13 protein-coding genes and 1 pseudogene are annotated in these 14,370 nt (G+C 75.7%); 7 read left to right on the top strand and 7 right to left on the bottom strand.

The genetic code is table 11. The features are described 5' to 3' along the window. Window positions 1–131: 131 nt before the first annotated feature. Entirely contained in the window at window positions 132–746 is a 615-nt protein-coding gene (gene dhaL, locus IF89_RS0100770) for a dihydroxyacetone kinase subunit DhaL (protein ID WP_030759439.1), read from the top strand. Continuing rightward, complete coding sequence (locus tag IF89_RS0100765; protein ID WP_051806671.1) at window positions 743–1,180, top strand: PTS fructose transporter subunit IIA; 438 nt, start codon at window positions 743–745, stop codon at window positions 1,178–1,180. The genes dhaL and IF89_RS0100765 overlap by 4 nt, the downstream gene beginning before the upstream one ends. Before the next feature lie 153 nt (window positions 1,181–1,333). On the opposite strand, the gene IF89_RS0100760 is transcribed toward IF89_RS0100765, so the two are convergent. After that, the gene (locus tag IF89_RS0100760; protein ID WP_030759435.1) at window positions 1,334–1,723 is read right to left on the bottom strand and encodes an RNA-binding S4 domain-containing protein; all 390 of its coding nucleotides are present in this window, start codon (window positions 1,721–1,723) and stop codon (window positions 1,334–1,336) included. Between the two features lie 146 nt (window positions 1,724–1,869). Here IF89_RS0100760 and IF89_RS0100755 point away from each other — a divergent pair, with 146 nt between their 5' ends. The 3 genes from IF89_RS0100755 to IF89_RS0100745 all read left to right on the top strand — a co-directional run bounded on the left by IF89_RS0100755 (window position 1,870) and on the right by IF89_RS0100745 (window position 5,516). After that, entirely contained in the window at window positions 1,870–2,265 is a 396-nt protein-coding gene (locus tag IF89_RS0100755; protein ID WP_030759433.1) for a TOBE domain-containing protein, read from the top strand. A 229-nt stretch (window positions 2,266–2,494) separates the two neighbouring features. Continuing rightward, complete coding sequence (modA, locus tag IF89_RS0100750; protein WP_030759431.1) at window positions 2,495–3,307, top strand: molybdate ABC transporter substrate-binding protein; 813 nt, start codon at window positions 2,495–2,497, stop codon at window positions 3,305–3,307. Between the two features lie 292 nt (window positions 3,308–3,599). Then, window positions 3,600–5,516, top strand: coding sequence for an ABC transporter permease (locus tag IF89_RS0100745; RefSeq protein WP_199820453.1), 1,917 nt, complete (start codon window positions 3,600–3,602; stop codon window positions 5,514–5,516). A 33-nt stretch (window positions 5,517–5,549) separates the two neighbouring features. On the opposite strand, the gene IF89_RS0100740 is transcribed toward IF89_RS0100745, so the two are convergent. From IF89_RS0100740 to IF89_RS0100725, 4 genes are all read right to left on the bottom strand, one after another. Beyond that, window positions 5,550–7,607, bottom strand: a complete 2,058-nt coding sequence (locus tag IF89_RS0100740; protein WP_030759427.1) for a SpoIIE family protein phosphatase — start codon at window positions 7,605–7,607, stop codon at window positions 5,550–5,552. A 121-nt stretch (window positions 7,608–7,728) separates the two neighbouring features. Then, window positions 7,729–7,989: a hypothetical protein gene (locus IF89_RS0100735; RefSeq protein ID WP_063831225.1), complete on the bottom strand. Its 261-nt coding sequence runs from the start codon at window positions 7,987–7,989 to the stop codon at window positions 7,729–7,731. Window positions 7,990–8,330: 341 nt separating this feature from the next. After that, window positions 8,331–8,987 carry a response regulator gene (locus IF89_RS0100730; RefSeq protein ID WP_030759421.1) on the bottom strand — a complete coding sequence of 219 codons (657 nt, stop codon included), beginning with the start codon at window positions 8,985–8,987 and terminating at the stop codon, window positions 8,331–8,333. 27 nt (window positions 8,988–9,014) lie between these two features. After that, window positions 9,015–10,187: a sensor histidine kinase gene (locus tag IF89_RS0100725; RefSeq protein ID WP_030759418.1), complete on the bottom strand. Its 1,173-nt coding sequence runs from the start codon at window positions 10,185–10,187 to the stop codon at window positions 9,015–9,017. Between the two features lie 125 nt (window positions 10,188–10,312). Between IF89_RS0100725 and IF89_RS0100720 the strand changes: the two genes are divergently transcribed. Beyond that, complete coding sequence (locus IF89_RS0100720; RefSeq protein ID WP_030759415.1) at window positions 10,313–10,552, top strand: hypothetical protein; 240 nt, start codon at window positions 10,313–10,315, stop codon at window positions 10,550–10,552. Window positions 10,553–10,925: 373 nt separating this feature from the next. On the opposite strand, the pseudogene IF89_RS49275 reads toward IF89_RS0100720, so the two are convergent. Beyond that, window positions 10,926–12,284, bottom strand: a pseudogene (locus IF89_RS49275) (DUF6777 domain-containing protein); the annotation flags it as partial. A gap of 60 nt (window positions 12,285–12,344) precedes the next feature. Between IF89_RS49275 and IF89_RS0100700 the strand changes: the two are divergent. Continuing rightward, window positions 12,345–13,628, top strand: a complete 1,284-nt coding sequence (locus IF89_RS0100700; RefSeq protein WP_043192490.1) for a streptophobe family protein — start codon at window positions 12,345–12,347, stop codon at window positions 13,626–13,628. 60 nt (window positions 13,629–13,688) lie between these two features. Here the strand turns inward: IF89_RS0100700 and IF89_RS37490 are convergent, their stop codons facing one another. Further along, entirely contained in the window at window positions 13,689–14,366 is a 678-nt protein-coding gene (locus tag IF89_RS37490) for a hypothetical protein (RefSeq protein ID WP_158717772.1), read from the bottom strand. Window positions 14,367–14,370 lie beyond the last annotated feature (4 nt).

Below are 14,370 nucleotides of genomic sequence, written 5' to 3'. Positions count from 1 at the left end.
GGCGGGTGCCGGTGCCGGGCGATGCGGGCGCCGGGGTGACCCGCCCGCCCGACGGCGGCGCCGCGGCGGCGGCCGAGCTGATCTATGGTGGCGGGAGGACTGGCCGGGCGGACGCGAGGCGAGGAGATCCGGTGCGAGACGCAGAGTTCTTCCGGAGCTGGATGGCGGCCGCCGCCGCTGCCGTGGAGCGGGAGGCGGAGCGGCTCACCGAGCTCGACTCCCCCATCGGCGACGCCGACCACGGCAGCAATCTGCTGCGCGGCTTCACGGCGGTCCGCGCCGCCCTGGACGCCCAGACCCCGGCAGCGCCGGGCGGTGTGCTCCAGCTCGCCGGGCGGACGCTGATCTCGACGGTCGGCGGCGCGTCGGGACCGCTGTACGGGATGCTGCTGCGGCGCACCGGCAAGGAGCTCGGGGAAGCGTCCGAGGTGTCCGACGCGGAGCTGCACGACGCCCTGGACAAGGGCGTCGGCGCGGTGGCGCAACTGGGCGGGGCGGCACCCGGCGACAAGACGATGCTGGACGCGCTGCTGCCGGGCGTGGCCGCGCTGGGCACGTCGTACCGGGCCGCGGCGGAGGCGGCGCAGGAGGGCGCCCTGGCGACCGTACCCCTGCAGGCGCGCAAGGGGCGGGCCAGCTACCTGGGTGAGCGGAGCATCGGGCACCAGGACCCGGGCGCGACCTCCTCGGCACTGCTGCTCGGGGCGCTCGCGGACGTGGCGGAGCGGGCGGAGGGCGCGCGGTGACGCCGGGCCGGGGCGAGGGCGGCGGCGGTGCGCAGCAGGCCCTCGTCGGCGTCGTGCTCGTCTCGCACAGCGCGGAGGTCGCGGCGTCCGTGGCGGAGCTGGCGCAGGGCCTGGCCGCGGGCGGGCCGGTGGTGCCGGTGGCCGCGGCGGGCGGCACGTCGGCGGGCGGACTCGGCACGAGCGCGGAGCTGGTGGTGGCCGCCGCCCGGGAGGTGGACCGGGGTGCCGGGGTGGCGCTGCTGGCGGACCTCGGCAGCTCGGTGCTGACGGTGAAGGCGCTGCTGCTGGAGGACGAACTGCCGCCGGACTCCCTCCTCGTGGACGCGCCGTTCGTGGAGGGCGCGGTGGCGGCGGTGGTCACCGCGTCGGCAGGTGCCCCGCTGGCCCAGGTCGCCGAGGCGGCCGCCGAGGCGTACACGTACCGCAAGGCCTGAGCCCGGCGCCACCCCGACGGCCGGCCGGCGTCCGCGCGCAGCGGTGGTCGCCACTGGCGCCGGCAGCACCCGGCCGGGCGGCGTCGAGGTGCGGCGGTCCAGGACCGGCGGCGGGTCGGTCCGGGTACCGCGGCGCCGCCGGCCCGGTCTGCGTCAGCGCCCGCGCAGGGACTGGATCTCCCGTCGGTCGCGCTTGGTGGGGCGGCCCGTGCCCCGGTCCCGAATGCCGGCGGCCGCGGCCTCCACGGGGGTCGGCGGCGGCGGGCTCTTGTCGATCAGGCACTCGGCGGCCACGGGCGCGCCCACCCGCTTGGACACGGGCCGCCGGACGACGACGATCCGCTCGCGCCCCGCATGGAAGAGCCGCACCTCGTCGCCCGCGCGGATCGCCTGCGCCGGCTTGGCCCGTTCCCCGTTGACCTTGACATGGCCCGCCCGGCAGGCCGTCGCCGCGATGGAGCGGGTCTTGGTCAGACGCACCGACCAGAGCCACGCGTCGACCCGCACCGTGCCCGCTTCCGTTCCCGATACCTCATCAGCCATGTCCCGACTCTAGCCATCCGGGCGCGCACGGACGGAACGACTTTTCCGGGGGCGTTCGGCGGATGCACCAAGGCTCCTTGCATCTACCATGGACATAAGCCCAAAAGAATTGCACATGCGCCGCGAATGCGCCTACCGTGTCGCACATGCAGTCCTACACCATCGGACAGGCAGCGCGGCTTCTGGGCGTCAGCCCGGACACCGCGCGGCGCTGGGCCGACGCCGGCCGGGTCGTGACCCATCGCGACGAGGCCGGCCGGCGGCTGATCAGCGGCCGTGACCTGGCCGCCTTCGCGGTGGAGGTGGGCCAGGGCGCCCACGGCGAGGACGGGGAGCCGTACACCTCGGCCCGCAACGCCTTTCCCGGCATCGTCACGGCAGTCCGGCTCGGCGAGGTGTCGGCCCAGGTCGACATCCAGGCCGGTCCCCACCGCCTGGTGTCCCTGCTCACCCGCGAGGCCGTCGAGGAACTCGGACTCGAGGTCGGCATGCGGGCCACGGCCCGGGTGAAGTCCACCAGCGTGCACATCGACCGCGCCTGAACCCGAAGGCGCCGGCCGCGACATGTTCCGGGGCGTCCGCAGCCCGTACGCGGCGCCGCGGCCTCCGATCCCCGGACGGCCCGGTCGGCCGGGCCGCACACCACCGCCCGCACCACCGCTCAGCACCACAGCACCGCCTCCGCCCGCTCCGCCCGTCACCGGCGCGGGTCACCACCGCGCGGATCCGGCACCCCGGCCGGCCGCCGACCCGACCGAGGAGCCTGCACCCATGTACCCGACCCCGACCCGCAGCCGTTCCGCCGCCGCGGCCCTGGCCGCCGCCCTGCTCGCCGGGCTGACCGCCTGCGGCGGCGGTGGCGACGAGCCGGCCGCCTCCGGCGCCGGCTCCCCCGCCCCGGCGTCCTTGGAAGCGCCCCGGGCGCACCTCACCGTTCTGGCCGCCTCCTCCCTCACCGACGTCTTCAGGACCGCGGGTGCGGCGTACGAGAAGGCCCATCCCGGTGCGAAGGTCACCTTCTCCTTCGCGGGCTCGCAGGAGCTGGCCGCACAGGTCAAGCAGGGCGCCCCCGCCGACGCGCTGGTCACCGCGGACACCAGGACCATGGACGGGCTGAGGGCCGAGACCGGCGAGCCGAAGATCATCGCAAAGAACCGCCTGGTCATCGCGGCCGGCAAGGGCAACCCCTTCAAGGTCGACGAGTTGAGGGATCTTGGCGACCCCCGGCTGAAGGTGGTGCTCGCCGCACCCGAGGTGCCGGTCGGCCGCTACAGCAAGCAGATCCTCGACGCCCAGAGGATCGAGGTGAAGCCGGTCTCCCAGGAGCCCAACGTGCGGGCGGTCCTCGGCAAGGTGGAGATGGGTGAGGCCGACGCCGGCCTCGTCTACAGGACCGACTCCGCTGCGTCCGGCGACAAGGTCGTCACCGTGGAGATCCCGGACGAGCAGAACGCCGTCGCCTCCTACCCGGCCGCCGTGTTGAAGCAGTCCGGGAACAGCGGGGCCGCGGCCGCCTTCGTGGCCTGGCTGGGCACCCCCGAGGCACAGAAGATCTTCCAGGACGCGGGCTTCCAGCAGCCGTAGCCGACGCCTCTGCCCCGCAGGCGGGCGGGGGGCTGTCCGGTCCGGGGGGACGGACAGCCCCTTCGGCGCACCCGGACCCGGCCGTGCGAGCGGCCGGGCCGCCGGTCCGGGGTTTCCCGGCCCGCCCCCGCATACGCTTCACGCCTGCGCCCCGCACCTCGGGGCGCGCCCGTCCCGCCCGGCCAGTGCGGCCCGGCCCCAGCCAGGAAGTCCCGTGAGCAGACTCCGTACCCGCACCCGGCCGCCGGTGGCCCTCGCGCTGCCCGCGCTGCTGGCCGTCGCGTTCCTGCTGATGCCGCTGATCGGGATCCTCGTCCGCACCCCGTGGGGCGACCTCGGGACGCACCTCGGCAGCCCGGGCGTGGTCGAGGCCCTGAAGCTCTCCCTGCTGGTGTCGCTGTGGGCGCTGGGCCTGTCGCTGGTCCTCGGCGTGCCCCTGGCCTGGCTGTTGGCCCGCGTCGACTTCAAGGGCAAGGCCCTGGTCCGCTCGCTGGTACTGCTCCCCATGGTGCTGCCGCCGACCGTGGGCGGTGTCGCCCTGCTCCTCGGCTTCGGCCGGCGCGGACTGCTGGGGCCCTGGCTGGAGGAGTCCTTCGGGATCACCCTGCCCTTCCACACCTCGGGGGCCGTCCTCGCGGCGACCTTCGTCGCCATGCCGTTCCTGGTCATCAGCCTGGAGGGCGCCCTCGGCGGGCTCAAGCAGAGCTACGAGGAGACCGCGGCCTCGCTCGGCGCGTCGCCGGTCCGCGTGTTCTTCACCGTGACGCTGCCCATGGTGGCGCCCGGACTGGTCGCCGGGGCCGCCCTCACCTGGGCCCGCGCGCTCGGCGAGTTCGGCGCGACCATCACCTTCGCCGGGAACCTCCCCGGCACCACCCAGACCCTGCCGCTCCAGGTGTACCTGCTGCTCCAGGACCAGCCCGAGGCGGCCACGTCGGTCTCGCTGCTGCTCCTCGCGATCGCCATGGCCGTCCTGGTCGCGCTGCGCGGACGCTGGACCGGTGCCCCGGTCGACCGCAGGGCGGTGACGGCGCCGAAGGCCGAGCCGGAGGAGGGCGCCGTCCTGGCCGCCGGGCCGCACCGGAAGGCTGCCGGGCCGGCCCGGGAGAGCGGCGCGGGCCCGGCGGGCGGCGCGGCGCCGCCGCGGTCCGGGGCCGCGGAGACCGCGACGGGGCACTGGCCGTTGCACGCCGCCGTCACCGGCTTCACCCGCCTCACCCTCGACGCCGAGCCCGGCACGACCATCGCCGTCGTCGGCGAGAACGGGGCGGGCAAGACCACCCTGCTGCGTGCCCTGCTCGGCCTGACCCCGCGGGCCCACGCCGACCTGCGGCTCGGCGACGCCGACGTCACCGCGCTGCCCCCGCACAAGCGGCAGGTGGCCTGGGTACCGCAGGACGGCGCGCTGTTCCCGCACCTCAACGCCCTGGCGAACACGGCGTACGGGCTGCGCGCCCACCGGGTGCCGCGCGCCGACGCCCGCCGTGAGGCGCAGGCCTGGCTGGACCGGCTGGGCGTGGGCCACCTCGCGCACCGCAGGCCGTCCCAGCTCTCCGGGGGCCAGGCCCAGCGGGTCGCGCTCGCCCGCGCACTGGCCGCCCGGCCGCGGCTCCTGCTGCTGGACGAGCCGCTCGCCGCCCTCGACCAGACCACGCGGGCCCACGTACGCCACACCCTGCGCACGCACCTGGCGGGCTTCGGCGGTGTCTGCCTCATCGTCACGCACGATCCCGTCGAGGCGGTGTCGCTGGCCGACCGGGTCCTCGTACTGGCCGACGGCCGGGCGCTGCAGGACGCGCCGCCCGCCGAGGTCGCGCGACACCCGCGCTCGCCGTGGGTGGCCCGGATGCTGGGTCGCAACGCCTGGCCCGGCGTCGCCTCGGCAGACGGCCTCGCCCTCGCGGCGGGCGGCCGCCTGGTGGTCGCCGAAGCCCTGCCCGAGGGGGCGGAGGCCCTGGCGATCATCGCCCCCGAGGCCGTGTCGGTGCACCGGGACCGCCCGGGCGGCAGCCCCCGCAACGTGTGGCGGGGCACCGTCCGGGAGATCACCGCGGTGGGCAGCCGGCTGCGCGTACTGATCGCCTCGGCGCAGGCGCCCGACCTCGTCGCCGAGATCACTCCGGACGCTGCGGCCGAGCTGGGACTGGCCGACGGGTCCGAGGTGTGGACGAGCGTGAAGGCCACCGAGGTCACCCTGGTACGGCTGTAGCCCGCGGGACGACATCTGAGGGGGGCGCGGCCCCTACGGCGGCGGGACGTCGAACTCGCACCAGACGCACTTGCCGCCGCCGCGGGGCTCCACGCCCCATGCGTCGGCGAGCTGTTCGACCAGCATCAGGCCGCGCCCCGACACCGCCCAGTCGTCCGCCTCGCGCCGCCGCGGCAGCGCGCTGCTGGTGTCCTCGACCTCGACCCGGATCCGGCCCTGCGGTGTGGTCCGCATGGTGATGTGGCCGCCGCCGTCGGTGTGGACCAGGGCGTTGGTCATCAGCTCGTCCGCCGCCAGTTCGATCTCGTCGGCGCGCTCCCCGGCGCCCCAGGCGGCCGCCGCCGCCCGGATGAGGTGCCGGGCCAGGGCCGGGGCCCCGGCGTCCCCGGGGTCCAGGCGCTGGCGGAGCGGGCCGCCGCCCCGCCCGGCGGGCGTACCGCGGCGGCGCAGGACGAGCAGGGCCATGTCGTCCCCGCCGCCCGAGTCGCCGACGAGGTCGCACAGCACGTCGGCGAGTTCCTCGACGTCCGCCGGGCCGCCGTGGACCGCAGCCATGAGTTCGCGCATGCCGGCGTCGGGGTCCGCGCCGGGGCGTTCGATCAGGCCGTCCGTGCACAGCACCAGGGTGTCGCCCGGATGCAGTTCCAGGCTGGTGACGGGATAGCCGGAATCCGCCGCCGACAGCTCGGCGGCCGGCAGCCCGAGCGGCAGTCCGCCCGCCACGTGGATCCGGTGGCAGGTACCGTCGCCGCGCCGTACGACCGGGTCGATGTGGCCGGCGCGGACGATCTGGAGCATCCCGGTCGCGAGGTCGACCTCGGCGTACGTGCAGGTGGCGAAGCGCTCCGTCTCCAGTTCGCGGAGGAAGGCGGAGGCGCGGGCCATCGCCGCGCCCGGCGTGTGCCCCTCGACCACGTACGCCCGCATCACGATGCGCAGCTGCCCCATGACGGCGGCCGCGTCCGTGTCGTGGCCCTCGACGTCGCCGATCATCACCCCGACCCGGCCGCCGCCGAGCGGGACCACGTCGTACCAGTCGCCTCCGATGTCCCGCCCCATCCGTGCGGAGCGGTAGCGCACGGCGATCAGCGCACCCGGGACCGCGGGGATCCGGCGGGGCAGCATGGCCCGCTGGAGGCCCTCGGCGAGGTCGTGCTCCTGCTCGAAGAGGATGGCGCGCTGCAGGCTCTGGGCGACGCCGCTGCCGAGCGCCATCAGCAGGTTGCGCTCCTCGGCGTTGAAGTCGCCCTCCCGCTGGTAGAGCAGCCCCAGCGCACCCACGGGACGGCCCTGGGCGATCAGCGGCAGGTAGACCCCGCTGTGGACGGCCAGTGGTTCGATGTAGGGCCACAGTTCGGGGTAGGCCTGCCGGAACTCCTCCCGCGAGACGATGAACACCGGCTGCATGGTGCGTACCGCCACGCTCATGGGGAACTGCGCGTCGACCCGGGTGTACTCGATCTCGGGGACGTACGTGCCGAGCTGCCCCTCCGCGACCAGGTGGATGCGGCCGCCGTCGACGACGCCCAGCATCACGCTCACGGCGCCGAGGTGGCCGAGGGCCTGCGGGTCCTTGAGGACGTCGGTCACGTCGTTGACGGTGCGGGCGTGGGCGAGGATCGCGGTGGTCCGCTCGACGACGCCGGTCATCCGGCGCCGGCCCTCGTCCCGCTCGCCGGCCGCTCCGGGCTCGCCGGGGTCGTGGGCGGCGTCGCGGAGGATGCCGATCACCCGGTACGGGCGGCCGCCCGGGTCCCGCAGGATGTGGCCCTGGATGTGGATCCAGGCGGGTGCCCCGTCGCGGCGGCGGCTGCGCACGTAGGCCCCGTAGTGGCTCCGGCCGTCCTTGATGGCCTGCGCCACCCGGGCGTCGAGCCGCGCCTCCTCGGCGGGGGTGATGCGCGCGCGGAGCCCGGCGGGGGTGCCGGTGTACTCCTCCGGGCGCAGGTCGAGGACCTCGAGGGCGGTGGGATCCAGGTGCATCCGCCCGCTGTCGAGGTCCCAGTCGAAGGTGCCCATGCGGTTGAGCGCAAGGCTCGTGTCCGGCCGCGCGGGCCAGTCGACCTCGGGAACGTCTCCCCTACGGGCCATGCAGCCAGGGTCTCACTGTCACCGGCCGGTGTCCCCGCGGGACGTCCGGCGGCGGCGGGGCGCGGTGGCCGGACACGGCACTGTGCGGCCCGTCGCGCGGGCCGCACAGCAGGCGGTGGTGTCAGCAGCCGCGGCCGTGGCCATGGCCGTGACCGTGGCCGTGGCCCTTGCCGCCGCGGTAGTCGTCGTCATCGTCGTACCAGCCGTTGTGGTGGCCGCCCTTGTCGCCCTTGTCGTGGTCCCAGCCGCCGCCGCTCACGTACGTGACCGACTGGGTGGGGGTCGCCGCCGAGGCGGTACCCGCGGCTCCCAGGGCGCCGCCGACCATCAGGACGCCGATGGCGGACACCGCGAAGAGGCGCTTCACTCTCGTTGCTTGCATGGTTGAGAACCCTTCTCGTTGCTACGGCACGAAAATTTGCTCTTTCCTCCCTACGCACAAGGGTTTTCATGGCTGCACCTGTGGCCGTACAGCTGTCATGAATGGGCGCATCCCCCGTCAACGCGGCCTCACCGGGCCGCGGACCCCGGGGCAGGTGCGAATGTCGCACGCCTCGCGCTCCGGCCTGTCACTGCGGGTCGTGGGTGTGATCCCGCAGGCGCCACAGTCGCCTACGGATGATATTAGTCACCGCCCAGCCGATCGGCATCTCGGGCAGCGTCCGCATGCATCCGCCCTGTGCCGCAATTCCCGTGCACCGGCCAACCATTCAGGAGGTCAGGTCAGCCAAGGGTGTCGGCGTCGTGCACCAACAGGGCTATCTGCACCCGGTTGTTGAGGTCGAGACGGGTCAGGATCCGTGACACGTGGGCCTTCACCGTGGGCAGGGCCAGATGGAGGTCCCGGGCGATCTCCGCATTGGACAGGCCCCGTCCGACCGCCGCCGCCACCTCCCGCTCGCGGTCGCCCAGCTGCGCCAGCCGGGCACGGGCGCCGGCCGCGCGGGAACCCCGGCCCGTGCCGGCCGCCACCCGGTCGATGAGCCGGCGGGTGACGGCCGGGGAGAGCACGGGGTCACCGGCGGCCACGGTGCGGATCGCCGCCACGATCTCCTGCGGCGGCGTGTCCTTGAGGAGGAATCCGGCCGCGCCGGCGCGCAACGCCCACAGGACGTGCTCGTCGGTGTGGAAGGTGGTCAGGACGAGGACGTCCGGGGCTCCAGGCCGCGCCCGGAGCGCCTCGGTGGCGGACAGCCCGTCGACGCCGGGCATGCGGATGTCCATCAGCACCAGGTCGGGGCCGTGCGCGGCGACCAGCCCCGGCACTTCGGAGCCGTCCGCCGCCTCGGCGACGACTGCGATGTCCGGGGCGCCGCCCAGCATCAGGCGCAGCCCGCCCCGGACGATCGCGTCGTCGTCGACCAGCAGTACCTTGATCACCCCGGCCCTCTCCCCCTCGTCCGTCGGTCAGCCCTGCCAGGGTAGCCAGGCGTGCACCCGGAAACCGCCGTCTGCGGGGCGGGCGGTGAGTTCCCCGCCGGCCAGCCGGGCGCGTTCCGCCAGCCCGATCAGCCCCTGCCCGCCGCCCGCGCCCGGACCCGTGCTGCCGACGACCGCGGGGGTGGCGGCCGGGACGGGCGGCCGGGCGCTGCGGACGTCGACCGTCAGCCCGTCCCGCGGGTTCCCGGAGACCGTCACGTCGACGGCCGCGCCGGGCGCGTGCCTGTGTACGTTGGTCAGGGCCTCCTGCACGATCCGGTACGCCGTACGTCCCACCAGTGCCGGCGGCGCGGCTCCGGCGGGCGGCCCGGTCAGCTCGATCGTCCCGCCCGCCTCCCGTGCCTGCGCGACCAGCCGGTCCAGGTCGGCGAGTTCCGGCTGCGGACGCTCGCCCTGCCAGGGTCCGGAGCCCGAGCGCAGGACGCCGATCACCTCGCGCAGTTCGCGCAGGGCCAGGTGGGCGCTCTCGCGCATGACCCCCGCGGCCCGTGCGATCTCCGCCCGCGGGGCGCCGGGGTTGAACTCCAGGGCGCCCGCGTGCACGCTCAGCAGCGTCAGCCGGTGGCCGAGGACGTCGTGCATCTCGCGGGCGATCTCCTCGCGCGCCTCCATACGGGCCCGTTCGGCCCGTGACTCCGCCTCCGCCTCGGCGAGTTCGGCGCGGGCCCGCAGCGAGGCGATCAGCTGCTCGCGCGAGCGCCGAAACAGGCCCCAGCCGATGGCCCCGGCGATGAGCGCGAAGTAGGTCAGGGCCGAACCGGCCCGGTCCTCGGGCATGTCCGGCAGCTGCCACAGGAAGACCGGCAGCGGGGCGAAGACCAGCGCCGCCACCCAGGCCGTGGCCCGCCACGGCCTGGTCGCGGCCACCGTGAAGACCGCCACCACCGCCGGTCCGGTCAGGTAGTGGGCCTGGCTGCCGGCCAGGATCAGGGCCACGGCCAGCCCCACCGGCCGGCGCCGTCGCACGAGGAGCGCCGCGCACCCGAGCCCGCCGGCCACCTGGTCGAGGGTGCGCCACCCCTGGCCGAGGTCCTCCGGTACCGGGATGGACTGCGAGCTGACGGCGGCGAAGCAGGCCGCGAAGAGGACCAGTGCGATGTCTACGGCCCAGTCCCGGCCGGTGCGGTGGATACGTGGCATGTCCGGGGAATCTACGCGGCGACGCACGCGGCCGGACGTCCGCGGCGGCATCGCATACTTAGGTAGCAGCGGCGGGAGACTTTGGACCGATCCGCCGTCGCGGGCGGCGCGCCTACGGTCCCTCCATGACCTCCACACCTGCGAAGTCGCCGTCGGCATCCGCGACGGGGCTGCTCTGCTTCGTCCTCCTCCTCGGCGGCGGCAGCGGCCTGTTGCACGAGTGGTTCGGCTGGATCCACTTCATGGGCTTCGTACGCTTCCTCGTGCCCGAGGGCCACGAGATCCTCGGCTACGTCGTCATGGTCGCGCTCGGCGTGGCCGTCGGCGCGGCGGGCGAACGGCGCGCCCGCCGGGCCCGGGGCTGACCGGTACCGCGCGCGCCTACTGGTTCCCGCCGTTGCCGCCGTTCCGGCCGCCGTCCTCCCGGGGCTGCTCCGCCGGCGGCGGTTCCTCGGGCTGCGGCACGGCCGTCGTCCCGGGAGCGGCGGATCGGGTCGGCATGGAGGGTGTCCGGTCGGTCGGCGGCGCCGTCCGCGTCGGCGATGGGGGCGTACGGTCGGTCGGCCGCGGTGAACGCGCCTCAGAGGGCGTCGGTGACGGCGGGGGCGAGGGCGATGCCGCCGGGGGCCCCGAGGGGGACGCCGACGGCGACGGAGGTTCCGACGGGGACTCCGATCGCAGCGGTGACGGGGACGGTGACGCCGAAGGCGTCGGCGGACCGGAGGGCGAGGCCGAGGGCGTCGGCGGGAGCGACGGGGTCCCGCTCGGCGGCGCCGACGGGGACGGCGACCTCGACGGCGACTTCGACGGGGACTTCGAGGGGGACTCCGACGGCGACTTCGACGGCGACTTCGACGGCGACTTCGAGGGGGACTCCGACGGGGACTTCGACGGCGAGGGCGAGCCGGACGGCTTCCCCGTGGGCGGAGGCGACTTCGAGGGCGACGTGGACGGCGCCTTCGACCCCGTGTGCGAGGGCGACTTCGTCGGCGGCCCGGGCGGCTTGGGCGCGGTGTGTGTCGGCGTGATCCACGGGCTCGGCGTCGTGGGCGGTGTCGGGACCACCGGCGGCGGGATCGGCCGGTCCGGCCTGCGTTCCTGGTGGTGGCCCTTGTCGCGCTCCAGCCAGTGCCGGTTCTGGTGGTCGTAGATCACGATCTTCTTCACGGGCTGCGCGGCGGGTGCGATGACGACCACCTTCGCCGGCTGGTACGAGGGCCACGTCTGCCCGTAGCGCTTCGGCGCGGCCTTGAGCGGGACGGGCGGGCCGAGCGGGTTCCCGCAGGCGCAGCGCACCCGGGGCACCCCGCGGTCGTCCACGAGCACGGCCGTTCCGGCCTGCAGGACGGCCTGGTAGCCGTTGACCCTGCCGTTCTGGTAGCCGTGGTTGGTGACCCGGGTGTCCAGCCGCAGCTGCACGGGGGTGAGCGAGCGCAGGTACGCGGGGACGGTGGCCGGCTGGATGTCGAGCGTCGCGGCGAAGGCGGCGTTCTTGGCGGGCTCGGCGGCCAGCACCTTGATCTGCTTCTCGACGTCGCAGCTGGCCACGTTCTGGGTGCCCCCGTACACGCCCGGGGCGGCGCCGCTGACGCTGCGGGTGCCCTGGGTGGTGGTGCCCTGCCTGGTCGGGGCGGCGCCGGTCGGGCTGGGGGACGGCGCCGGGTTCTGCGGGGCAGTGCTCTCCGGCGGCGGGGCGTCCTCCTTCACCACGGTGGACTCGGTGAAGGGGTCCGGGCCCGCCGCTGCGGCCGGCTGGAGGAACACCTCGCCCCCGGCGGTACCGGGCGGGCCACTGGGCCGGGTCAGCACCAGCGCCAGGGCCACGGCCGCCACCACGGCGACGAGCACGGTGGCGAGGCGCGGGACGGAACGCCACCAGGGACCCTTGCCCTGACCAGGACCGCCGGGACCACGGGGTTCGCCGGGCGGTCCGCCGGGCGGCCCACTGGGCGGCCCGGCGGGCGGCGGTGGCGGCGGTCCCTGGCGCCCGCCGGACAGCGGACCGGAGGGCGGCCCCGTGGGCCGCTCCGACGACGGCTGCCAACCCGAGGAATGTGTGCTCACGGGCTCTTCTTCCCAGGAGGAGGGAGTTCCCATCGGACCATTGTGTGCGCCGTCCGGGTGGTGGCCGCAAGCCGGGAGTGCCACGGTTGCAGGGTGAGCCGGACGCCGGGACCCGTACCCACCGGGGGCACCACCACGGCTTGGCGCGACGCCCTCGTCGCCGTCGTGGCGGGCTTCGCGGCGATGACGGCGGTCGCGGCGGCCGGCCTCGCGTGCGCGGGTGCGGGCGACCTGCCGGACGGGGCGTTCCCGCACGTGCTCGCCGCGGCCGTCGTGATGGCGGCCGGCGGGTCGGTGGAGGTGTCCGGGGACGCGGGCCTGCTGGCGGGCGCGGACGCGAGCCTGGCGGTGCTCCCGCTCTCGGTGAGTCTGGCGGGCGCCCTCGCCTCCGGCTTCTGCTTCCTGCGCCCGCTGCACAACCGGGCCGTCGCCCGGCCGGGCGAACTCCTCGGCCGGGCGGCACCGTTGGTCGGGCTGTGGCTGCTCGCCCTGGCCGGGGCGGCGCTCCTGGCCCGGCAGGAGTTCGGCCTCTCCGTCGCCGACCCGACGGTCGCGGTGATCGGTGAACTGCTGGACTCCGCACCGGCTGTGGGCGTCCGCGCCGACGTACCCGCCACCCTGTTGTTCGGACTGCTGTGGATCGTGGGCCTGTTGCTGATCGCCCTGCTGGTGTCGCGGCGCGCCCCCCTCCCGGCCGGCCTGGTCCGCTTCCACACGGCGGTCCGTCCGGCCGCCTTCGCCACGACCCTGCTGCTCCTCGCGTACGTCGTGATCGGTGTCGTCGTCGGGCTGGTCGTGGCCGTGACGCAGGGGGATGCCGGCCGGACCCTCGCCGTGGTCCTGCTCGGGCTGCCGAACCTCGTCTGGATCGCATTCACCCTCGGTTTCGGCGGCGCATGGGAGTCGCGTGTCGAAGGGGCCTTCGGACTGCCGATGCCGCAGCTGCTCGACGAAGTGCTGCGCGACGCGGACGGAGCCCCGGTCGACGTGGCGTCGTTCGCGGCGCGCGACCCGCGGGCCTGGTGGCTCGTCGCGGTGGCCGCCGTCCTGCTGCTGGGCACGGGTGTGCTGGCGGCCCTGCGGTCCCCCGCGCACGTCCGGCCCTGGCAGCATGCGCTGCACCTCGGGGCGGCCCTCGCGCTGGCCGCGCTGGTGGTCTGCCTGCTGTGCCGGGTGCAGGCCCAGTACGGCCTGTCCCTGCTGGGCATCGGCGAGGTGGACGGTCTCGGCGGGGAGGTCCTCCTGGACCCCGTGCTGTGGCGGACGGTGGGCCTCGGCCTGCTCTGGGGGGCCGTGGCGGGCTTCCTCGGCGGCGTCCTGGCCCGCCCGCTGCACCGCCGCGGGCGGGTCGACGCGCCTGCGGCGGGCCGCGGCTGACCGGCTCTCGCGCGCCGCGACCGGCCCCGCTGCCTGCCCCTCGGCCGACCCCTGCGCCGCTCAGCCGGTGCCGGGGTCGTGCGTGTCCACGATCCGGGTGGGGCCGACCCCCCGTTCGCGTCCGGCCTCCCGGCCGGGTCCGGTGGTCCCGCGGCCGGCCGACGGCGCGTCCGGGCCCGCGCCGCGGTCGGGTTCCGCCGGTGTCGAGGGGGGACCGTGGGCGGTGCCCGGCCCCTCGGTCACCGCGTACGTCGCCAGGCGGGTCCCGTCGCCGTACATCCACCGTCCCGAGGTCTCGTCGTAGAGCCAGACCGACTCCCCGTCGACGACCACGCCGGCGCGCACGCCGCGCAGGGACCGCCGGAAGGCGTCGGTGTCGGCCCGGCCGGAGGCGAGCTCGTCCACGGCGTGCCGGTAGCGGTCCAGTGCGTCGGCGCCGCGCGCGAGGAGCGGCCTGGGGTCCTCGGCGCGCACCGAGGGCCGCTCCCCGGTGGTCGGGGGCGGCTGCGGGACGGCGACGAGCAGCCGGCCGTCGACCCAGGCGCTCCAGCCGTTGGCGCACAGGATCTCCCCCCACTCCCCACGCCGGGACAGCAGCTGGACGGGCAGGAAGGCGTCCAGGGCGGCGGTGGGCCGGGAGACGTCGGGGGCTTCCCAGGCGGACAGCCCCGGCGGTGGCACCACATGCGTGGGCCGGAAGTCCGCCACGGTGATCGCGGGATCCATCGAGCTGCTCATGAGG

The organism is Streptomyces sp. NRRL F-2664 (assembly GCF_000719345.1).
Lineage (GTDB): Bacteria > Actinomycetota > Actinomycetes > Streptomycetales > Streptomycetaceae > Streptomyces.
This window is presented reverse-complemented; position numbering and strand designations above follow the sequence as displayed.